Genomic DNA, 19866 nt, shown 5'->3' with positions numbered 1-19866 from the left:
ACCGAGCCGCCGTCGACGGAAGCGAGTTGAACCTTGAACTTCCTTACCATCGGTCATCGCGGAGTCATGGGTACCGAACCCGAGAACACCCTCCGTTCGTTCGCCGCCGCCCAGCAGGCCGGCCTCGACGTCATCGAACTCGATCTTCATCTGAGCAAGGACGGCGCCCTCGTCGTCATGCACGACACCGACGTGGACCGCACGACCGACGGCACCGGCCCGATCGCCGAGAAGACCCTCACCGAACTGCGCGCCCTGGACGCGGGCCGCGGGGAACGCGTCCCGGTGTTCGAGGAAGTCCTGGACGCCGTGCGGTCGCCGCTCCAGGCCGAGATCAAGGACATCGCGGCGGCCCGGGCGCTGGCCGAGGTCATGATCCGGCGGAATCTGGTCGCCCGGGTCGAGGTGTCCTCGTTCCACGACGAGGCGATCGCCGAGATCGGCCGTCTCGTGCCCGGCGTACGGACCGCCCTCATCGGCAGCCGGTTCGGCCCCGACATCGTGGAACGTGCCGTCGAGGCCGGCGCGGGAACGGTCTGTCTGAACATCCGCCGGCTGACCCTGGAGGTCGTCGAGGCGGCCCGCAAGGCGGATCTGAAGATCATCGGCTGGGTGGTGAACACCCAGGACCATCTGAAGCTGGTGCGGGCCCTGGAACTGGACGGCGCGACGACCGACTACCCCGAGATCAAGCGCACCGGCCGCTTCACCGCGTGAACCGGGGCAGGAACGTCACACCAGCGGCTTGACCAGCAGCTCGAACTGCAGGTCGTCGCGCTGCGGAACGCCGAAGCGCTCGTCGCCGTACGGGAAGGGCGTCATCTCTCCCGTACGGCGGTAGCCGCGCCGCTCGTACCAGGCGATGAGGTCGTTTCGCACCGAGATCACGGTCATGTGCATCTCGGTGACGCCCCAGGTCTCCCGGGCGATCCGCTCCGCCTCCGCGATGATCACCTTGCCGAGGCCGCCGCCCTGGAGCGTGGGGCTGACCGCGAACATCCCGAAGTACGCGTGAGTGCCCCGGTGTTCGACCTGGCAGCAGGCGACGACCCGGCCGTCCTGCTCCACCGTCAGCAGCCGGCTGTCGGGCGACTTGATGACCTCGAGCACACCCTCCGGGTCCGTCCGCTGCCCCTCCAGGATGTCCGCCTCGGTGGTCCACCCGGCTCGGCTGTCGTCCCCGCGGTACGCCGCCTCGACCAGCGCGACCAGCGTGTCCACATCGGCGTCGGTGGCGTCACGGAAGGTGAGGCCAGGGGTGGTCTCCATGGGGCACGTCTCCACTTCAGGGGCACGACTGGGGCACGGTCGAGAGTAACGCCCCGGATAGGCTCCCCCGCATGGTGCACGTACTGAGCGGCCGCGTCCTGCTGCGGCCCACGGATCCGGAGCGTTCCCGAGTCTTCTACGGCGACCAGCTGGGCCTCGCGGTGTACCGCGAGTTCGGTACGGGGCCGGAACGGGGCACCGTCTACTTCCTCGGCGGTGGATTCCTGGAGCTGTCGGGACGGTCCGAGGCTCCACCGGCCGCGGACGTGCGGCTGTGGCTCCAGGTCCCGGACGTGACCGCGGCGCACGAGGAACTGCTGGCCAAGGGCGTCGAGATCGTACGGCCCCCGGTGAAGGAGCCGTGGGGGCTGGTCGAGATGTGGGTGGCGGACCCGGACGGCACACCGATCGTGCTGGTCGAGGTGCCGGCGGACCATCCGATCCGGTACCGGCCCGGCATCTGAACCCGGCGTCCGCCGTCGGCGTCGACGGCGAGGCCCTGGTCCTGCCCACCCCGGCCACTGCCGCATCGCCGCCCGAACTGGCGGCGACGGCCGGGCTTCCCTCGTCAGTGCGTCCGCACCTCGGCCTCCGCAGGGGCGAGCGGTGTCACCGTGACCTGGTCGACGACGGGGGCGTGGGCGGAGCGTTGGCCGAATGTGTTCCTGGTGTCGCCGGCGAAGTCGGGGAGTTCGTCGGCGGTGAACGTGATCGTGTTCAGGCCCGGGCGCAGGGTGACGGGTACGGAGAGGTTCCAGAAGTTGTTGAAGTGAAAGGTGGTGGGGAACAGAACGCGGTGCGCGGGGCCGCCGTTGACGCAGATGTCGGCGTGGCGGCAGACCGGGTCCGGGTTGTAGTGGGTGGAGGGGGGCTGCTCGCCGTTGGAGTAGCGGATCGTCAGCGCGTGGCGTCCGGCGCGGTCCGCCGTGACCGTCAGGGTGAGCGCGTTCGCGGACCCGGCGCCGATGCCGTCAACCGCCTTGCCCCCGACGGCGTACGGGTATCCGGTCACCCTCGCCGTGCCGGTCAGGACGCCTTCCTCGGCGGCGTACACGGTGGTGGGCAGGAGGCCGCGGGAAGGGGCGATCCGCAGCCGGTCGACGATCAGCAGGTCCGAAGTCCCGGTGACCGTCACCTTGTTGACGCCCCCGGCCAGGAAGAGCGGTACGGCGCCGCGCTCGACGCGTCCGAGCTCCTCGCCGTTGACGCTCCACACGCCCTCGCCGGGACCGAGCAGGTCGGCGGTCACGGAGGCCTCGCCGTCATCGGCCGCGTACGTCCAGAAGGTGACGGTGCCACCTCGCGGGAGCACGGCGACCCCGGGCCCCGAGGCGCCGCGGTGGGCGTGACTGACCCGGGCCCCGTCGGCGAGGTCCGCGAACTCGGCGTCGTACAGGGCCGTTTCGTCCTCGCTCCGCAGTACGAGATCCAGCTTGTCGACGTCGGCGTCACCCTTGGTGACTCCGAGGTCGGGGTCCTGGGCGGCGAGGGTGATCCGGTGCCGGCCCGCCGTCAGCTCCACCCGGGTGTCGGTGTGCCCCCACACCGCCGGCTTGTAGCCGAGCGGCAGCCGCAGTTCGCGAGGATTCCCGCCGTCGACGCGCAGGAAGACGTTGGTGGGGCCCTGTTCGCGCACCAGGTCGGCGAGGTTGTGCGAGCCCGCGAACACCGCGAGGTCGTACGTCCCGTCCTGCGGCACCTCGACGTCGAAGGCGAGCACGCCGTCGGAGCCGGTGCGCAGGCCGCTCACGTGGAAGCCACCGGAGGTCGCGAACCGGTCGACGGCGGACGGGGACCCCTCGGGCCCGTTCTTCGAGTAACCGCCTCCCGTGTAGGTGGCGTCCTCGGCCTCGTAGGTCCGCCTCCAACGCACCGCGGGCGGCAGGGCCACGGCCCCGTTGCCACCCGGCGACAGGATCACCTGATAGGCGGACATCGCGTCGAGGCCGGTCAGACCGAGCGTCACCTTCCCGTCGGTGACCGGCAGTTCCTCGTCCCGCAGTCGCAACGGCTGTTCCGCGGCGCCCACTTGCCCCGTCCAGGGGATCTCCATGACACGGACGTGGACCACTCCACCGAACACCTCCGCGTCCACGCCCTCGAAGACGACGTCCGCCGCGCCGTCCGCTCCCCCGAACAGCGCCCGCGCCTGCCGCTTGTCCCGGTCGAGGGCGGCGACGCCCTGCAGCGTGTACTGCTCGTTGGGGTGCGGGGCGAGCACCCGGACGGTGTTACCAGTCAGCTGCCCGTAGGCGTTGTAGAGCCACCACTGGCCGTTGGCCTTGTTCGCCTCGACCGCCGAGTCGTTGAGGTTCCCGGCGATGTTCCAGTAGGCGATGTCGGCGTCGACCTTGGACTCCTCGATCGCCGCGATCCACTGGATCATCTGTCCGGGGACGGAGACGTGGTAGTTGTGCGCGTACTCGTTGATGTTGACGGGCAGCGGGCCGATGCCCAGCTCCCGTTCCAGATCCCGGTACTTGGCGATGTTGGTGCGGACCTCGGCGGGCGAGGACAGCTCGTGCCAGGTGACGATGTCGGGCAGCACGCCATGCGCCTTCGCGAACTGAAGGAAGTCCCTGACCTCGGGGTACAGAATGCAGGTGTTGGGTCCGGCCACGCGCGCGTCCGGGTCGAGGTCCTTGATGAGGCGGTACGCGGCTTCCCACGCGGCGAAGTAGCGGTCCGGCTCGGTCCGCCAGGAGACCTGGTCGTAGCTCCACTCCTCCTCGCCGAACATGTTGCCCTCGGGTTCGTTGAACGGCACGTACACGACGTGTTCCTTCAACTCACCCAGGGTCAGCACGTGTTCGACCTGACGGCGGATCACGTCCAGATGTCCGGCGAGCCGCTCCTTACCCGTGGCGCCCGGCCACTCGTACGGAAACCCCCGGTAGAAGTCGGGCAGATAGACGTAGACGTCCTTGCCGCCCGCCGCGACGAAGGCGGGCAGGATCTCCAGGGCGTCGCCGCCGGGATGCTGGGTGCCGTCCTGGGCCTTGGTCGTCACCGTGCGCGGGTACATGCCCTCGACCACGACGCGGCTGGGCACGCCGTCGCCGTAAAGCCCGTAGAGCGTGCCGCTCGCTCCCCCGTGGAAGGGTCCGGTCTCGGTCCCGAGATCGATGGTGAGCTTCTCGGGGGCGGGGCCTTCGGCTGCCACGGCATCATCCTTCGTTCGACATTCCGTACGACAGTCGATGATCCGCACCGACCTGGACGAACGTAGAAAGCGCGGAGGGACCGCGTCAACAGGCAGCGGGCTTCGAAAGTTCCGAAACCGCAGGTCGGAGCCGTCAGGCGCGCAGCACTCCGAGGGTGCCCTCCAGCCGGCCGAGCAGTTCCCCCAGCCGACCGGCGAGTTCGTCGCGCGCCTCGGGGGTCAAGACGGACAGCACGGCTGTCTCGTACGCCAGTTGCTCGGGCAGGATGCCGTCGACGAGGTCGCGGCCGGCCTCGGTGAGCCTGACGTGGGCGACGCGGCGGTCGCGGGTGTCGCCCCGGCGCTCCACCAGACCCCGCTCGGTCAGCTGCTTGAGCCGCTTGGTGACGGCGGCTCCGGAGGAGAAGGTCTCACGGGCCAGGTCGCCGGGGGTCAGCTCGTGGCCGGTGCGGCGCAGGGCGCCGAGCAGGTCGAACTCGGGACGGCTGAGTCCGGCCCGGCGCAGGGGGGCGTCCTCGGCCTGCTGGAGGAGGGCCGCGCAGCGGTTGACGCGGCCGATGATCTCCATGGGGCCGGTGTCGAGGCCGGGGTGGACGGTCTGCCACTGCCGGACGACGGCGGCGACGGTGTCGTGCCTCGCCGGTTCCTCCGGTCGTCCGTTCGGTGCCGTCATGGGCGTGCGCCCTCCGCTCTGTGGTGCCGGATCGTCGCGGCGAGCGTACGGTGTCCGGCCTGTTCGGCGCGTACGACCCTCTCCTGGGGCAGGGCACGCTGCCACCATTCGCCGGACGCGGCCTCGACGCCGGCCCGCAGGTCGACCAGGGCGGCGGCGAGTGCACGGTGGGCGGAGTCCAGGCTTCCGGGAGCGGGGTGCGGCTCCGCGAGAAGGCGGGCGGCGCGGGCGCGGGCGCGTTCCACGGCGGCCAGCGCGTGTTCGACGCGGTCGCCCGCGCGCCGGTTGGTGACGGCCATGGCGGCGACGAGTCCGACCAGCGCCCCGACGAGCGTGTCCACGACCCGCTCGGATATCAGCCGGCCCGGCTCCTGGTATCCGGCGAACTCGGTGATGAGCAGCGCCATCGGGGTGACACAGATGCTGCCGAGCCAGTAGTTGCGGCCGATGAGGGCCTCGGCGCCGAAGTTGAAGGCGAGGCAGCACAGGACGAGGGCGGCGGGCCCGAGGTGGGCGAGCGGGACCACGGCGGCGAACACGAGCACCCCGACGAGGTTGCCGACGACGCGCTGGACGCCCCGTCTCCAGGTGAGGGTGACGTTGGCCTGGTAGAGCGAGGCGGCGGTGACCAGCGCCCAGTAGGGGCGGCCGACGCCGAGCGCGAGGGACGCGTAGCCGGCGAAGGCGCAGCCCAGGGCGGTGCGCATCGCGATCGGGGCGAGCGGCCCGAGGGCACGCCACCACCGGCGGGCCGGGGCGGCGAGTTCGGCGTCCACGCCGAGGAGTTCGACGTCGTACGCCGCCCACGGGACCGGCCCCGTGCCACGCAGTTCGCGGGCCCAGGCGCGCAGGCGGTGCGGGTCCGCGTCGGCGGGAGCGGCGAGGGCGACCTCGGCGCGGACGACGAGACGTTCGAGGGCACGTCGGGTCTTGGAGCGGGCGCCGGCCGAGAGAAGGGTCTGCCAGGCGGCCTGCACGGCGGCATGGGCGGCTCCGCTTGCAGCCGGGCGCCGGTTCTCCGCGTATGCGGCAGCCGCGTTCAGCGCGTGGGCGGTGGCCCGTCGCTCCGGGCCGTGCGGCCGGAACAGACCGGGTGCCATGCCGACCAGCCAGGCCCAGGCGCCCGCGGCGAGGGCCAGGGCGAGGTGGCCGGGCACCTGGGCGAGGGTCTGCGGGGCGAACAGGGAGGCGGAGCTGATGAAGGTGAGGACCACATGACCCGGCGGGCCGATCCGGGTCGCGTCACAGAGCGCTTTCTGTACGGCGGCCACCAGGGCACCGACGGTGACCAGCACCACCGCGCTGCCGGTGAGCGAGGCGGCGACCAGGCCGACGCCCAGCCCGGCGACCATGCCGAGCACGACCCAGGCCAGGGCGCGGGCCCGGGCGGCGTAGGGCCGGTGGTGGGCGTACAGCGCGCACAGGGACCCGGCCATGGTGTACATCGCCAGGTCCAGGCGGCCGAGGGCCAGGAGGGTCAGGTTGGGCGGGGCGACCGCGACGACCACGCTCAGGGCGGGCTTGAACCAGATGTCGGAGGGCCTGCCGAGGCGCAGCACACCGGCCAGGGGGAGACGGCGGACGCGCGGGGCGCCGGCAGAAGGGGTCGCACTGCTCATGAGTCAATACTTTAGCAGGTGTTTTACTCGTAAACAGTAGGAGGGTGACCTCTCTGACCTGCTGTGCTCCGTCGCACGCTCCCCGCGTACACCCTTGCGCTCGATTGCGCGCCGCATGGCCCGGGCATTTCTTGACCGACGTCGAGCGGGGAGGTGGGCGTGCACGGACCGGCTTCGCCCGGCTGGCTGCTGGTGGCGCTCTGCGCGGCGACCGGGGCGTACTGCCTGCTGCGGATGCGCAGCAGCGTCGAGGAACAGCGCCGGGCCGCGGGCGGCGAGGCGCTGATGGGCTTCGGGATGGCCGCGATGGCCGTACCCGCCGCCGTGTTCACGCCACCGTCGTGGGCCTGGCCGCTCTGTGCGGCCGTGTTCGGCGGGGCCGCGCTGCGCGCGCTGTGGGCGGCGCGCACGAGCACCCATCATCTGCACCACCTGGTGGGAGCCGGGGCCATGGTCTACATGGCGGTGGTGATGGCGACCTCCCCCGGGCACCACGGCGGCGCGGGAGTGCCCGTGGTGACGGGCGTGCTGCTCCTCTACTTCGCGGGCTTTGTCCTGCTGTCCGGTGTCCGCCTGATCCCGGTGACCGCCGGTGGTGGAACCGTCGGCTGGGGCGACCGCCCCGAACTCGCGCGCGCGTGTCGGCTGTCGATGGGGATCGCGATGGTGGCCATGCTGCTGACGCTCTGAGGCGGCCGGCCGGGCGAGGGGCGGCGCACGCAACCACTGGCCGCGTATGCGGGGCGAACTCGACGAGAACCGGGGCGTGTTCGTCCCTTGCCCCGCCCTCCGGCCATGTCCCACGGCGGGTGCATCACTTGGACCGGGACAGCGCCGGTCGCCCCCGCGCAACGGTCGCTCAGGCCCGCCCCCGCCCCGGAATTGGCCTCAAGCCGCACCGGTCGGCGAGGATCGCAGTATGCACACGCCGTCCGTCGACTCCCCGACTCGCACCCCGGAGCACCGGACCGCCGCCCGAGCGGCCGGTGTTCTCGCCCTGTGCTCGGTGCTGCTGCTCGTCCTGGTCGCGGTCGAGTGGCATCCGTTGCTCACCGTGGACGGCGACATCGCCGACACCACCCACCGCTGGGCGGTCGACGAGCCGGGGGTCACCCACGTCTTCCGCATCCTCACGGACTGGGTCTGGGACCCCTGGGCGATGCGCGTCCTGGCTGCGGTCGCGGTGCTGTGGCTGGTGTGGCGGCGGAACGCATGGTGGACCGCCGTATGGCTGGCGGCCACGTGTGCGCTGGGCACATTGGTCCAGCAGGTGCTGAAGGCCGCGGTCGGCCGTCCGCGTCCTGTCTGGCCCGACCCCGTCGACACCGCGCACTTCGCGGCCTACCCGTCGGGCCACGCCCTGACGGCCACGGTCGTCTGCGGACTCCTCCTGTGGCTCCTCCACCACTACGGCGTCGGCCGCGCCCTGTGGTTCACGGCCCTGGCTCTCGCCGCGCTCTCCGTGGTCGGCGTCGGCCTGACCCGTATCTGGCTCGGCGTCCACTGGCCCTCCGACGTGCTCGGCGGCTGGCTCCTGGGCGCGATGCTGGTGGCACTGGCGGTGATGGTCCACCAGCGGCACCGGCCGTGACCGACGGCCCGAGCCGGGTCTACGGCTATGTGGGCCCGCCCGAGCTGCGCTCGACGGTACGGCCGGACAGCGAGGGCCGGATCATCCGCAGCGCCGCCGACCTCGACGCCTGGCTGTCCGGGCGCGGGGCGGCCGATACCTTGGAGCCCTTCACCTTCGTCGTCGCCCTCGACGGTCTGCTGCGGCTCGCGCCCCGGAGGAGCGAGCACGTGGCCTGCGCGGGCGGCGCGGACGTGCGGGCCGCCGGCGAGATGGGGTTCGCCCGGGCCTCCGGCCGCTGGGCGGTCCATGAGGTCACCAACCACTCCACGGGTTACTGCCCGGACCTCGATTCATGGCAGGCGGTCGGGCGCGCGCTCGACCGGGCCGGCGTCGAGCACCCCGGCCGGTTCACGCACGAGGTGGTGTTCCGGCGCTGCGAGGAGTGCGGGGAGCGGTCGATCGTGCGCGAGGCGGATTTCGTCTGCGTGTTCTGCGAGGCCGAGCTCCCCGCCGAGTGGAACGCGGGCCCGTAAGATCATCGTATGGCTGCCGTCCTGTTCGACTTCTCGGGAACCCTCTTCCGGATCGAGTCCACCGAGTCCTGGTTGAGGGCTGCTCTCGACGAGGCGGGAATCGCCCTCGCCGAGGCGGAGTTGACGCGGGCCGCGCTGGAGCTGGAGAGGGTGGGGGCGTTGCCCGGCGGGGTGGCACCCCGGGCGCCGATACCGGACGCGGTCGCCGCCGTGTGGGGGGTCCGGGACGAGAGTGCCGAGTTGCACCGGGCCGCGTACACCGGGCTCTCACGACTGGTCCCGCTGCCGGATCCCGCCCTGCACGACGCGTTGTACGACCGGCACATGTCCCCCGCCGCCTGGCAGCCGTATCCCGATGCCGGCGAGGTCCTGCGTGGGCTGCGGGAGCGCGGGATCGGGGTGGGTGTGGTCAGCAACATCGGCTGGGACCTGCGGCCCGTCTTCCGCGCGCACGGGCTCGATCCGTATGTCGACGCGTATGTGCTGTCGTACGAACACGGCATCCAGAAGCCGGACCCCCGGCTGTTCAGGACCGCCTGCACGGCGCTCGGCGTCGAGCCGCGGGACGTCCTGATGGTCGGCGACGACCGGCGGGCGGACGGCGGTGCGGCGGCCCTGGGCTGCGGGGTGCACTTCGTGGATCACCTGCCGGCGGCGCAGCGGCCCGACGGGCTGCGGCCGGTCCTCGGCCTGGTGGGCTGAGACCCGGATCGGCACTCAGCGTCGGCACCCGGAATCGACACCAGAAAGGTGTCCGAAAACCGGGTGGTCACCCCGCCGGAGTGGTCGCCTGAGGACACCATCAGGTCGTATACCCGCCCACTCTGGACGATCCCCCGCGTCGCCCAGAGCAGGCGGCAGCCCCGACCTGGCCTTTCGCGGGCCGGTCCGGACGCATTTGAGTATAGTTGGCTGAGAGCCAGTCAACGCAGGAGTTACAGCATGTCCCCGCGCAGCGCCTCGGTCAATGAAGAGCTGCGCCGTCGTTCCCGGGAGCGGCTCCTGCAGGCGGCGATCGAACTCGTCTCCGAGCGCGGTTACGAGGCCACGACTCTCGGCGACATCGCGGACCGGGCCGGTTCGGCACGCGGCCTGGTGTCGTACTACTTCCCCGGCAAGCGCCAACTCGTGCAGTCCGCCGTGCACCGGCTCATGCACCGCACGCTGGAGGAGGCGCTGGAGCGCGAGCCGCGTACCGAGGACGGCAGGGAGCGGATGGCCCGGGCCATCGACGCGGTCCTGGGCCTGGCCCGGGACCGGACCGTGCTGATGCGCCAGCACATGGCGGGCCTGCTGGACACCGCCGGCTTCGTGGAGTGCCCGGAGCAGCAGCGCCTCGCCGAGCTGCTGCGCGACACGATGGAACGGCACGGTTCGCAGACGGTCGAGACCGACTACCCGATGCTGCGCTCGCAGCTCATGGGCGCGGTCTACGCGATGGTCGTACCGAACGTCCCGATGTCGATGGCGACGCTGCGCGCCGAGCTGTTCACGCGCTACCGGCTCGACTGGGAGCAGGGCGTCCCGCCGGGCACCGAGGCACCCGACGGGACGTACGACAGGGATCTGTCGCGTTTCTTCGAGACGGGCCAGGACTCAGGGGATCAGTCGAAGTAGTCCGGCTGCGTCTGGACGTTGAGCTCGCCGAGCCGCACCTTCTTGGCGGGATCCGTGCGGCGGTCGCTGAGCTTCAGGACGTCGAAGCCCTTGGCGATGTCGTTCGAGTAGATGTAGCCGTTGTAGTAGTACGCCGACCAGGAGCCGCCCACCGTGAGCGCGCCGGTGGTCAGCGGGCCGCGCTCGAAGTACGCGATCTCCTTGGGCTTCGAGGAGTTGGTGAAGTCCCAGACGGAGACGCCGCCCTGGTACCAGGCCTGGACCATGATGTCCTTGCCCTTGACCGGGACCAGCGAGCCGTTGTGGGCCACGCAGTTCTCGGTGTCGGCCTGGTGACGCGGGATCTTGTAGTAGCTGCGGAAGACGAGCTTGCGCTTGTCGCCCTTGCCAACGATGTCGTAGATGCCGTCGGCACCGCGGTTCGGACCGATCTCCGCGTTGCAGGTGGCCGCGCCGCCGCCGCCCAGCTCGTCGGTGAAGACGACCTTGTCCGCCTTCTGGTTGAAGGTGGCCGAGTGCCAGAACGCGAAGTTCACGTTGTCCTGCACCCGGTCGATGACCTTCGGCTTCTCCGGGTCCTTGATGGAGAACAGGATGCCGTCACCCATGCAGGCACCCGCCGCCAGGTCCTTGTCCGGGAGCACCGTGATGTCGTGGCAGCCGGTGGTCTTGGAGACACCCGGGTTGGTGGGCGCGCCCGGGTTGCCGCCGCCGTCGGGGCCCTCGCCGGGGAAGAGCACCGGGAAGTCCACGACCGCCGCCTTCTCGGGCGCGTCGCGGGGCACCTTGATGACGGAGATGCCGTCGTGCGGCGGCTGGCAGTCGGGGTAGGTCGCGTTCGGCGAGTACGAGGAGACGTAGAGGTAGACGTTCCTGCGCTCGGGCACCAGCGTGTGGGTGTGCGAGCCGCAGGCGGTCTCGACGGCGGCGACGTACTTCGGGTTCGTCTTGTCGCTGATGTCGAAGACCTTCATGCCCTCCCACGACGACTTCTCGGTCGCGGGCTGCGTGGTGCTGCTGCAACTGCTGTCGCTGCGCGAGGAGTCGGTGGACAGGAACAGCAGGTTCCCGGAGACGGAGATGTCGTTCTGCGATCCGGGGCACAGCACCTGGGCGACGGTCCTGGGTGCCTTCGGGTTGCTGATGTCGAAGATGCGGAAGCCGTCGTAGTTGCCGGAGAAGGCGTACCTGCCCTGGAAGGCCAGGTCCGAATTGGTGCCGGGCAGTGCGTCCTTGGGGATGTTGACGAGGTGTTCGATGTTGTCGGAGTGGACGATCTCGTCCTGGCCGGGTATCTCGCCGTCGGCGATCGCCGCCTTCACCTCGGCCTCGGTGCTCTTGGAGACTCCCTTGCCCGCGGCCGGACCGTCCCCGGGGTCGGGGGTCGCGACGGCCGGTCCTGCGGTCAGCAGCGCGGCCAGGAGACCCGCGGCGGCCGCAGCAACTCCCAGGCGTCTGCGCCGGGTTCGGGACTCTTTCAACAGGATCACTGTTTTCCTCCCTGTGCCGTTCATGTGGAACGGTTCACGCGTCACCGCAGTATCGTCTTCACCATGCACAGATCAACAGAGGGCAACGAACCTGTAATGAAGGGACCATGGGCGGCCACTGTGCTTTTCCGCCGTGCGCCCGTGCTGACGGCGACCCTGGCCACCGTGGCGGCCCTGGCCATCGGGGGCTGCGACTCCGACGCGGATCCCAAGTCGGCCTCGGGGACCGGGCCTTCGGTGCTCGCACCTGGCAAGCCGGGCGAGGCGAACCGCACGCTGTCCGCTCAGGACGCGGAGGAGCAGCGGGCCGACGACGACACTCCCAACTCGGCGGACGTCTCGTATGCGCGGATGATGATCGAGCACCACACCCAGGCGCTGGAACTGACCGAACTGGCCCCCGGCCGCGCCGAGTCGGCGAGGCTCAAGGCGCTCGCCGAGCGGATCTCGGCCGCCCAGGGGCCGGAGATCGCCGCGATGAGGGCCTGGCTGAAGGAGTACGACCAGCCCGAGAAGAGCGACGACCACACGCACGCCACGATGCCCGGCATGGCGACAGGGGCCCAGCTGAAGAAGCTGCGAGCGGCGAAGGGGAAGGCGTTCGACGAGCTCTTCCTGACGCTGATGATCACTCACCACGAAGGGGCGATCACCATGGCGACGGACGTGAAGGGGCAGGGCAACAACATCCGGATCGAGGAGATGGCCGACGACGTGGTCGCCCAGCAGACGAGCGAGATCAACCGGATGCGGGACATGCTCTGAGCGGGATGCTTCGGTGAACTGTTCGGTTCAGCGCCTTGCGTGACGTGGCGTCAGGAAGCCCGCGTCGCGCGCCTGGGAGATGAGCCGGAGCGACTTGCGGCGGCTGTGCCCGGTCGCGCACATCACCGCGAGGACCGGGTCGACGCCGCCCTCCTGGGCGGCTCGGTACTCCTGGGCGATCAACCAGCGCCCTTCCATGCCGCACGGCCAGGCGGGGCGGGCATGGCTGACCAGCCGTTCCGCGGCACCGGAGGGCGTCACTCCGCAGGCCTCGAAGAGCGGGCCCTCGATCCAGTCGGCGAGGTCGCCCAGGTCCTCGAGCGACAACGCCGGCTGCGCCCGTACGTCCTCCAGGGACACGCCTCCTCCGGCCACAACCACGAGCGTGTCCACCCGGGCGCCGTCGGCGAAGGCCAGCCGGACATGGAACCACGTCATCGTGCCGCCGTCCTCCCGCACTTCCCACGCGGGCCACACGGACACGCTGCCGTCCGCCGGACGACGCTCGGAAAGATGAAGAAAGGATGCTTCCAGCACACACGCAACGTAACCGCATGATCACACTCCTTCCGAACGGACACGCGTACGCCTGCCACGCGCGGCACCCTGTCAGCGGAGCGGGGGCGGTGCGATCCTGGAAGCATGCGTGTCGCCGTCGTCGGCTCCGGGCCCAGCGGGTGTTACACCGCCCAGAGCCTCGTCCAGCAGGATCCCGACGTGCTCGTCGACGTCCTGGACCGGCTGCCGTGCCCGTACGGCCTGGTGCGCTACGGCGTGGCACCGGACCACGAGAAGATCAAATCGCTCCAGAACAATCTTCGGACGGTCCTTGAGCACGAGCGGGTGCGGTTTCTCGGCGGCATCGAGATCGGCCCGGGCGGGGTGCCGGCCGCGCGGCTGCGCGAGCTGTACCACGCCGTCGTGTACTGCGTGGGCGCCGCGACCGACCGGCATCTGGGGATCCCGGGCGAGGATCTGCCGGGCAGCTGGTCGGCGACGGAGTTCGTGTCCTGGTACAGCGCGCACCCTGACTCCACGGCCGACGGTTTCGTGATCGGCGCCCGGTCGGCGGTGGTCATCGGCGTGGGGAACGTGGCGGTCGACGTGACACGGATGCTGGCCCGCGGGGTGACGGAGCTCAGCCCCACCGACATGCCGGATCCGGCGCTCAACGCGCTGGCCGCGAGCCGGGTGACGGAGGTCCGCATGGTGGGTCGGCGGGGCCCTTCCCAGGCCCGTTTCACCACCAAGGAGCTGCGCGAGCTGGGTTCACTGCCGGACACCGAAGTAACTGTGAGCGCGGCGGAGTTGGCACTGGACCCGGCGTACCTCGACCCCTCCCCCCTGCCGGCGCCGCAGCGGCGGAACGTGGAGGTGCTGCGAGGCTGGGCGGCCGCCGAGCCACGACCGGTCTCCCGAAGAATCTCGTTGCGCTTCTTCCTGCGTCCCGTCGAACTCCTCGCCGACGGCGGCCGCGTGGGCGCGGTCCGCTTCGAGAGGACGGTGCCGGACGGGCGCGGCGGCGTGCGCGGCACCGGTGAATTCGAGGAGATCGAGGCCCAGTTGGTGCTGCGCTCGGTGGGCTACCGGGGCATGCCGGTGGAGGGTCTGCCGTTCGACGCGGGGAGCGGCACGGTACCCAACGTCGACGGACGTGTCGTGCGCGGCGGTTCCGCCGTCCCGGGAGAGTACGTGGCCGGCTGGATCAAGCGCGGCCCGACCGGCGTGATCGGCACCAACCGCCCGGACGCCAAGGAGACGGTGACCTCGTTGCTCGAGGACGCCCCCCACGCTCGTACACAAGGATCTGCGCGATGACCCGCTCGACGCGCTGCGGGCAGCGGGCGCCGAACCCGTGGAGTGGGCGGGTTGGTGTGCGATCGAGCGAGCGGAAGCGGAGCTCGGTGCGTCCCTGGGCCGGGGGGTGGTGAAGCTCCCGGACTGGCAGGCCCTGATGAACGCGGTGCACGGCAGTGCCTCTTAGAGGTCCGTGCGCCCCCGGCCCGCCCCGGGCAACGAACCGGCAACACCCGCGAAATCAACAAACTGTTCAACACATTTACGGTCTCGGACATGGCTCAAACCACCCCTGTGCACCCCGTTGACGAAGTACCCCCGGTACGGCAGCTCGCCGCCTTCGGCCTTCAGCACGTCCTCGCGATGTACGCGGGCGCCGTGGCCGTTCCCCTGATCGTCGGCGGCGCGATGAAGCTGTCGCCCGCGGATCTGGCGTATCTGATCACCGCCGACCTCCTGGTGTGCGGTATCGCCACGCTCATCCAGTGCGTCGGCTTCTGGCGTTTCGGCGTACGGCTCCCGATCATGCAAGGTTGCACCTTCGCGGCCGTGTCACCGATGGTCCTGATCGGCACGACGGGTGGCGGACTCCCGGCGATCTACGGCTCGGTGATCGTCGCGGGCCTCGCGATCATGCTGCTCGCACCCGTCTTCGGCAGGTTGCTCCGCTTCTTCCCGCCGCTGGTCACGGGCACGGTGATCCTGATCATCGGCATCTCGCTGCTGCCGGTGGCCGGCAACTGGGTCGCGGGCGGCGCGGGATCGGCCGACTTCGGCGCCCCGAAGAACATCGCGCTCGCCATGTTCGTCCTGGTGGTGGTGCTGGTTGTGCAGCGGTTCGCGCCGGCGTTCCTGAGCCGGATCGCGGTACTGATCGGCATCGGAGTCGGCCTGGCGGTGGCGGTCCCCTTCGGGTTCACGGACTTCGAGGGGGTCGGTGACGCGGACTGGGTCGGGATCAGCACGCCGTTCCACTTCGGGGCGCCGACCTTCGAGTTCTCGGCGATCGTGTCGATGCTGGTCGTGGCCCTGGTGACGATGACCGAGACGACCGGCGACCTGATCGCGGTGGGCGAGATGACCGACCGCAGGGTCGAACCGCACTCCCTCTCGGACGGTCTGCGCGCCGACGGCCTGTCGACCGTGCTCGGCGGTGTCTTCAACACCTTCCCGTACACGGCGTACGCCCAGAACGTCGGTCTCGTCGGCATGACCCGGGTGCGCAGCCGCTGGGTCGTCGCCACGGCCGGCGGCATCCTGGTCCTGCTGGGCCTGCTGCCCAAGCTGGGGGCCGTGGTCGCGGCCGTGCCGGCTCCGGTGCTGGGCGGGGCGGGCCTGGTGATGTTCGGGACGGTCGCGGCGAGTGGCCTGCGGACCCTCACCCGGGTGGACTTCAAGGGCAACCACAACCTGACCGTGGTGGCCGTCTCGGTGGCCATGGGCGTGCTGCCGGTGGGCGTGCCGACGATCTACGCGAAGTTCCCCGACTGGTTCCAGACGGTGATGAACAGCGGCATCAGCGCGGGCTGTCTGACGGCGATCGTGCTGAACCTGCTCTTCAACCACCTGCCCGCGAAGGCCGGTTCAGCCGCTCCCGAGCCGGACGGCCTGGCGGGCGGCGGCGCCGAGGAGGGCGTCGAGAAGTCCCGGGAAGAGGTCGTCTAGGTCGTCCCGGCGCAGGCCGTTCATCTTGGCGGTGCCCCGGTAGACCTGGCGGATCACTCCGCTCTCGCGCAGCACCCGGAAGTGGTGGGTGGTCGTCGACTTGGTCACGGGCAGATCGAAGTGCGAACAGGAGAGCTCGTCGCCGACCGCGGCGAGCTCTCGCGCGATCTGCAGACGCATCGGGTCGGAGAGGGCGTGCAGGATGCCCTCCAGCCGGATCTCGCCGCGCTCGGGGTGCGGGAGGGCACGACTGCTGACGGCGGGGGAGGTCACGGCGGCTCCACTTCTCCAGGTTTCCCGGGGTCTTCGGACTCGGGGGCCGGTCCTCGGGAATCCCATTGTACGAGACCTTTCGTAGTTTGACATTCGACGTACTACGATGCCTATCGTACGAGTCGACCACCACCGGCCTTGATGGATGGAGCCCGCCGTGAGCGCACTCTTCGAGCCCCGCACCCTCCGCGACGTGACGATCCCGAACCGGGTGTGGATGCCGCCGATGTGCCAGTACTCGGCCGCTCCTGAGGGTCCCGATACCGGCGCCCCGAACGACTGGCACTTCGCGCACTACGCGGCGCGCGCGACCGGCGGCACGGGCCTGATCATCGTCGAGGCCACCGGCGTCAGCCCCGAGGGCCGCATCTCCCCCTACGACCTCGGCATCTGGAACGACACCCAGGTCGAGGCGTTCCGCCGCATCACCCGCTTCCTGGTCTCCCAGGGCACGGTCCCGGGAATCCAGCTCGCTCACGCCGGCCGCAAGGCGTCCACCGACCAGCCGTGGAAGGGCGGCGCGCCGCTCGCCCCGGCCGCGGGGGGATGGCAGCCGCTGGGCCCCAGCGCACTGGCGTACGACGCGAAGCACCCGGTTCCGACAGAACTGACGGCCGATCACATCAAGCACGTGGTGGGCCAGTTCGCGGACGCGGCCGGTCGCGCTCTCGCCGCCGGTTTCGAAGTCGCCGAGATCCACGGCGCCCACGGCTATCTGATCAACAACTTCCTCTCCCCGCACAGCAATCACCGCACCGACGAGTACGGCGGCTCCTACGAGAACCGCACCCGCTTCGCGCTGGAGGTCGTCGACGCGGTGCGCGAGGTCTGGCCCGACGACAAGCCCCTCTTCTTCCGCATCTCGGCGACCGACTGGCTGGAGGAGGGCGGCTGGACCCCGGACGACACCGTCCGCTTCGCCCGTGACCTCCAGGCCCACGGCATCGACCTCCTGGATGTCTCCACCGGCGGCAACGCGTCGGGCGTGCGTATCCCGGTCGGCCCCGGCTACCAGGTCCCCTTCGCCGCCCGCGTCAAGGCGGAGACCACCCTCCCGGTCGCCGCGGTCGGCCTCATCACGGAGACCGGACAGGCCGAGAAGATCCTCTCCAACGGTGAGGCGGACGCGGTGCTGCTGGGCCGCGAACTGCTGCGGAACCCGTCCTGGGCGCGGCATGCCGCGCGGGAGCTGGGCGAAGCGGTGCGTGTTCCGGAGCAGTACCACCGGTCCGTTTGACGAGCGGGTTCTGCCGCGCTCCCGGCGGGGCGCCCGCACACTGAGCCGGAACGCCCCGCCGGAGGACCGCGATGGCCGGTGAGCGTCAACTCGCCGTACAGGCCGTCCCGTTGAGCGTGAAGCCACCCGGCGCCGCACTGTTCCCGCCGTGATTGGCCTGGTACCCGATGCTGACGCTCGCGTTCGGTGCGATCGTGCCGTTGTACGCCGCGTTCGTCGCCGTCACCGTGCCGGAGGACGGGGTGTACGTGGCGCCCCAGCCGTTCGTGATGGTCTGGCCGGTGGGGAGGGTGAAGGCCAGTTGCCAGCCGTTGATCGCGGTGGTGCCGGTGTTGGTGATCGTCACGGACGCCGTCAGGCCCGTGTTCCAGGCGTTGGTCGTGGCCGTCACCTTGCAGGCGCCCGGCTGGGGTTGGGGTGCCGGGCCCGAGTCGTCGAGGCCGAAGAAGGTGAGGGCGCGGGCGGCCATGCCCCAGGCGTAGAGGTTGTGGCCGACGCCCTGGAGACTGATCGCCTCGACGGGAGCACGGTCACCGGTGGCGCCGTAGCGGGTGCGGGTCCAGCCGGAGACCGGCGAGTCGGTGGCGGCCGGCGTCTGGCTGACGCCGAGGACGTTCGTCCACTGCTTGATCTCCTCCCCGAAGTTGGGGTAGCGCAGCACGTCGTCCTCGGTGCCGTGCCACACCTGCATGCGCGGCCGGGTGCCGGTGTAGCCGGGGTAGGCGGCGCGGACCAGGTCGCCCCACTCCTGCGGGGTGTGGGTGATCGTGCCGCCCGAGCAGGCGCTGTTCCACTCCGAGCCGTCGGTCGTCGCGAAGCAGCCGAAGGGGACGCCGGAGAAGGCCGCGCCCGCCGCGAACACGTCCGGGTAGTCGCCGAGCAGGACGTTCGTCATCATCGCGCCGGAGGAGATGCCGGTGGCGTAGATCCTGCTGGTGTCGGCGGAGTAGGTGCTCACCGTCCAGTCGATCATCGACTTGATGCCGACGGGGTCGCTGCCGCCGCCCCGCTTCAGCGCCTGTGGCGAGGACACGTCGAAGCACTTGCTGGACCGGGTGACCGAGGGGTAGATCACCACGAAGCCGTAGGTGTCGGCCAGTTGGGCCCACTCGGTGCCGTTGTACATGGCCGGTCCGGAGCCGGTGCAGTAGTGCACGGCCACGACGACCGCGGGGTGCGCGGTGACGTTGTCCGGCACGTACAGGTACATCTGGAGATTGCTGGGATTCGTACCGAAGCCGGTGATCTCGGTGAGGGTCGCCGTGGGGGCGGCCTCCGTGCGGGCCGATGCGGTGGGGGCGGCGACGAGCACCGCCGCGATTAACAGCAGCAGGGCCGGCAGCACCGACCTCAACGGTCTCCTGGGGGTGGTGGACATGTCCTTGCCCCTTTCGGTCAGCGGTATCAGCGGGAGGAGTTCGTCCTGGTCGACCGGGCCGACCGGCATGGCAACCGGGAGTTGACCATGTACCAGCGCTTCTGCGGCGCGAAGCAGACGACCTGGGGCGCGACCCCGTACCTGTTGCCGTTGTCCGGGTCGGCGCCCAGGAAGGTCGGGGGCGCGTCGGCCGCCCGCGACCGGTCGGCGAAGCTCGGCCGGGCGAGGCTCCGCGCGCCGGCACAGTCCGCGGTCGTCATGCGGACGTGCGGACGTTTCTTGTACCGGAGGGCCGTCGGGTCCTTCGTGGAGACGATCGGATGGCCGGCGTCCGGGTCGGGGCCGATCAGCGGACCGGTGGAGAACCAGCCGAAGGAACCCGGCAGCGGGCCCGCCGCCGCCGGCCCGAGGGCGAGGGCCGCGAGTCCCCGGGCGAGCAAGGTGAGCAACTCGCCGCTGAAGAACGTACGCACAGGTGGAGTCGCCACCGACTCGCCCCTCTCGGAAGTTCTTGGAAATCTCTCGGAAGGGAAGCGTCCGGCGAGCATCGTGGCATGCACATGGCCGCCATGGAAGCGCTCCCACACGTCGAAAGAATTCGCTCGCCCCCGTCGGCCCGCCCGCCACCTGGACGGCTGAATGTCTTCTGCGCAAAGCGTTGACCAGAAAGCGCTTACCGTCTACGTTCCGTTCAGCGATGTGACCAGCCCATCCCCACAGGGCCATACATTGCCGCTCTGCACTGCGCACGTCGTTCAACATGGCGAACAACTCTCACGTACATGACCGACCAAGCACTACGCAGGCACCACGA

The 19866-nt window shown here is 70.5% G+C and carries 19 protein-coding genes and 1 pseudogene; 11 read left to right on the top strand and 9 right to left on the bottom strand.

Annotation, left to right across the window (positions count from 1 at the left end):
- Positions 1 to 33: 33 nt before the first annotated feature.
- On the top strand, positions 34 to 717 hold the full coding sequence (locus tag BFN33_RS26000) for a glycerophosphodiester phosphodiesterase family protein (protein WP_069762564.1): 684 nt from the start codon (positions 34 to 36) through the stop codon (positions 715 to 717).
- A 15-nt stretch (positions 718 to 732) separates the two neighbouring features.
- On the opposite strand, the gene BFN33_RS25995 is transcribed toward BFN33_RS26000, so the two are convergent.
- Positions 733 to 1269 carry a GNAT family N-acetyltransferase gene (locus tag BFN33_RS25995; RefSeq protein WP_069762563.1) on the bottom strand — a complete coding sequence of 179 codons (537 nt, stop codon included), beginning with the start codon at positions 1267 to 1269 and terminating at the stop codon, positions 733 to 735.
- Positions 1270 to 1340: 71 nt separating this feature from the next.
- On the opposite strand from BFN33_RS25995, the gene BFN33_RS25990 reads away from it, so the two are divergent.
- Positions 1341 to 1733, top strand: a complete 393-nt coding sequence (locus tag BFN33_RS25990) for a VOC family protein (RefSeq protein WP_069762562.1) — start codon at positions 1341 to 1343, stop codon at positions 1731 to 1733.
- A gap of 104 nt (positions 1734 to 1837) precedes the next feature.
- Here the strand turns inward: BFN33_RS25990 and BFN33_RS25985 are convergent, their stop codons facing one another.
- The 3 genes from BFN33_RS25985 to BFN33_RS25975 form a co-directional block, all read right to left on the bottom strand.
- On the bottom strand, positions 1838 to 4432 hold the full coding sequence (locus BFN33_RS25985) for a cellulosome protein (RefSeq protein ID WP_069762561.1): 2595 nt from the start codon (positions 4430 to 4432) through the stop codon (positions 1838 to 1840).
- A gap of 133 nt (positions 4433 to 4565) precedes the next feature.
- On the bottom strand, positions 4566 to 5105 hold the full coding sequence (locus tag BFN33_RS25980; protein ID WP_069762560.1) for a MarR family winged helix-turn-helix transcriptional regulator: 540 nt from the start codon (positions 5103 to 5105) through the stop codon (positions 4566 to 4568).
- Positions 5102 to 6724 (bottom strand): FUSC family protein, encoded by a 1623-nt coding sequence (locus tag BFN33_RS25975; protein WP_069762559.1) that lies wholly within the window; start codon positions 6722 to 6724, stop codon positions 5102 to 5104. Before BFN33_RS25975 ends, BFN33_RS25980 begins: the two co-directional genes overlap by 4 nt.
- Positions 6725 to 6883: 159 nt before the next feature.
- On the opposite strand from BFN33_RS25975, the gene BFN33_RS25970 reads away from it, so the two are divergent.
- The 5 genes from BFN33_RS25970 to BFN33_RS25950 all read left to right on the top strand — a co-directional run bounded on the left by BFN33_RS25970 (position 6884) and on the right by BFN33_RS25950 (position 10447).
- Positions 6884 to 7414 (top strand): DUF5134 domain-containing protein, encoded by a 531-nt coding sequence (locus tag BFN33_RS25970; RefSeq protein WP_069762558.1) that lies wholly within the window; start codon positions 6884 to 6886, stop codon positions 7412 to 7414.
- 229 nt (positions 7415 to 7643) lie between these two features.
- Positions 7644 to 8315, top strand: a complete 672-nt coding sequence (locus BFN33_RS25965) for a phosphatase PAP2 family protein (protein ID WP_069762557.1) — start codon at positions 7644 to 7646, stop codon at positions 8313 to 8315.
- Positions 8312 to 8830: a hypothetical protein gene (locus BFN33_RS25960; protein ID WP_069762556.1), complete on the top strand. Its 519-nt coding sequence runs from the start codon at positions 8312 to 8314 to the stop codon at positions 8828 to 8830. Before BFN33_RS25965 ends, BFN33_RS25960 begins: the two co-directional genes overlap by 4 nt.
- Positions 8831 to 8839: 9 nt before the next feature.
- Positions 8840 to 9532: an HAD family hydrolase gene (locus BFN33_RS25955; protein WP_069762555.1), complete on the top strand. Its 693-nt coding sequence runs from the start codon at positions 8840 to 8842 to the stop codon at positions 9530 to 9532.
- Between the two features lie 240 nt (positions 9533 to 9772).
- Positions 9773 to 10447: a TetR/AcrR family transcriptional regulator gene (locus tag BFN33_RS25950; RefSeq protein WP_069762554.1), complete on the top strand. Its 675-nt coding sequence runs from the start codon at positions 9773 to 9775 to the stop codon at positions 10445 to 10447.
- Here the strand turns inward: BFN33_RS25950 and BFN33_RS25945 are convergent.
- Entirely contained in the window at positions 10435 to 11937 is a 1503-nt protein-coding gene (locus BFN33_RS25945) for an LVIVD repeat-containing protein (RefSeq protein ID WP_069762553.1), read from the bottom strand. The genes BFN33_RS25950 and BFN33_RS25945 overlap by 13 nt on opposite strands.
- Before the next feature lie 96 nt (positions 11938 to 12033).
- On the opposite strand from BFN33_RS25945, the gene BFN33_RS25940 reads away from it, so the two are divergent.
- Positions 12034 to 12702, top strand: a complete 669-nt coding sequence (locus tag BFN33_RS25940; RefSeq protein WP_069762552.1) for a DUF305 domain-containing protein — start codon at positions 12034 to 12036, stop codon at positions 12700 to 12702.
- Positions 12703 to 12729: 27 nt separating this feature from the next.
- Here the strand turns inward: BFN33_RS25940 and BFN33_RS25935 are convergent, their stop codons facing one another.
- On the bottom strand, positions 12730 to 13185 hold the full coding sequence (locus tag BFN33_RS25935; RefSeq protein WP_069762627.1) for a DUF6214 family protein: 456 nt from the start codon (positions 13183 to 13185) through the stop codon (positions 12730 to 12732).
- Positions 13186 to 13344: 159 nt separating this feature from the next.
- Between BFN33_RS25935 and BFN33_RS25930 the strand changes: the two are divergent.
- Positions 13345 to 14686, top strand: a pseudogene (locus tag BFN33_RS25930) (FAD-dependent oxidoreductase).
- An 89-nt stretch (positions 14687 to 14775) separates the two neighbouring features.
- Positions 14776 to 16164, top strand: coding sequence for a nucleobase:cation symporter-2 family protein (locus BFN33_RS25925; protein WP_069762551.1), 1389 nt, complete (start codon positions 14776 to 14778; stop codon positions 16162 to 16164).
- Here BFN33_RS25925 and BFN33_RS25920 read toward each other — a convergent pair.
- A complete protein-coding gene (locus tag BFN33_RS25920; RefSeq protein WP_069762550.1) occupies positions 16084 to 16437 on the bottom strand; it encodes a helix-turn-helix transcriptional regulator in 354 nt (117 codons plus the stop codon). The two genes, BFN33_RS25925 and BFN33_RS25920, sit on opposite strands and share 81 nt — an antisense overlap.
- Before the next feature lie 157 nt (positions 16438 to 16594).
- Between BFN33_RS25920 and BFN33_RS25915 the strand changes: the two genes are divergently transcribed.
- Entirely contained in the window at positions 16595 to 17674 is a 1080-nt protein-coding gene (locus BFN33_RS25915; protein ID WP_069762549.1) for an NADH:flavin oxidoreductase/NADH oxidase, read from the top strand.
- Positions 17675 to 17759: 85 nt separating this feature from the next.
- On the opposite strand, the gene BFN33_RS25910 is transcribed toward BFN33_RS25915, so the two are convergent.
- Together BFN33_RS25910 and BFN33_RS25905 are read right to left on the bottom strand one after the other, a co-directional pair.
- The gene (locus BFN33_RS25910; RefSeq protein ID WP_069762626.1) at positions 17760 to 19052 is read right to left on the bottom strand and encodes a PHB depolymerase family esterase; all 1293 of its coding nucleotides are present in this window, start codon (positions 19050 to 19052) and stop codon (positions 17760 to 17762) included.
- A gap of 26 nt (positions 19053 to 19078) precedes the next feature.
- Complete coding sequence (locus BFN33_RS25905; protein WP_141757993.1) at positions 19079 to 19540, bottom strand: hypothetical protein; 462 nt, start codon at positions 19538 to 19540, stop codon at positions 19079 to 19081.
- Between the last annotated feature and the right edge of the window lie 326 nt (positions 19541 to 19866).

Origin of the sequence: Streptomyces sp. LUP47B (genome assembly GCF_001746295.1) — a bacterium.
Taxonomy (GTDB): Bacteria; Actinomycetota; Actinomycetes; order Streptomycetales; family Streptomycetaceae; genus Streptomyces.
This window is presented reverse-complemented; position numbering and strand designations above follow the sequence as displayed.

Coding starts and splice junctions, on each gene's coding strand:
- BFN33_RS25995 (WP_069762563.1), bottom strand. CDS start 1,269: ATGGAGACCACCCCTGGCCTCACCTTCCGTGACGCCACCGACGCCGAT.
- BFN33_RS25990 (WP_069762562.1), top strand. CDS start 1,341: ATGGTGCACGTACTGAGCGGCCGCGTCCTGCTGCGGCCCACGGATCCG.
- BFN33_RS25980 (WP_069762560.1), bottom strand. CDS start 5,105: ATGACGGCACCGAACGGACGACCGGAGGAACCGGCGAGGCACGACACC.
- BFN33_RS25975 (WP_069762559.1), bottom strand. CDS start 6,724: ATGAGCAGTGCGACCCCTTCTGCCGGCGCCCCGCGCGTCCGCCGTCTC.
- BFN33_RS25965 (WP_069762557.1), top strand. CDS start 7,644: ATGCACACGCCGTCCGTCGACTCCCCGACTCGCACCCCGGAGCACCGG.
- BFN33_RS25955 (WP_069762555.1), top strand. CDS start 8,840: ATGGCTGCCGTCCTGTTCGACTTCTCGGGAACCCTCTTCCGGATCGAG.
- BFN33_RS25950 (WP_069762554.1), top strand. CDS start 9,773: ATGTCCCCGCGCAGCGCCTCGGTCAATGAAGAGCTGCGCCGTCGTTCC.
- BFN33_RS25940 (WP_069762552.1), top strand. CDS start 12,034: ATGAAGGGACCATGGGCGGCCACTGTGCTTTTCCGCCGTGCGCCCGTG.
- BFN33_RS25925 (WP_069762551.1), top strand. CDS start 14,776: ATGGCTCAAACCACCCCTGTGCACCCCGTTGACGAAGTACCCCCGGTA.
- BFN33_RS25910 (WP_069762626.1), bottom strand. CDS start 19,052: ATGTCCACCACCCCCAGGAGACCGTTGAGGTCGGTGCTGCCGGCCCTG.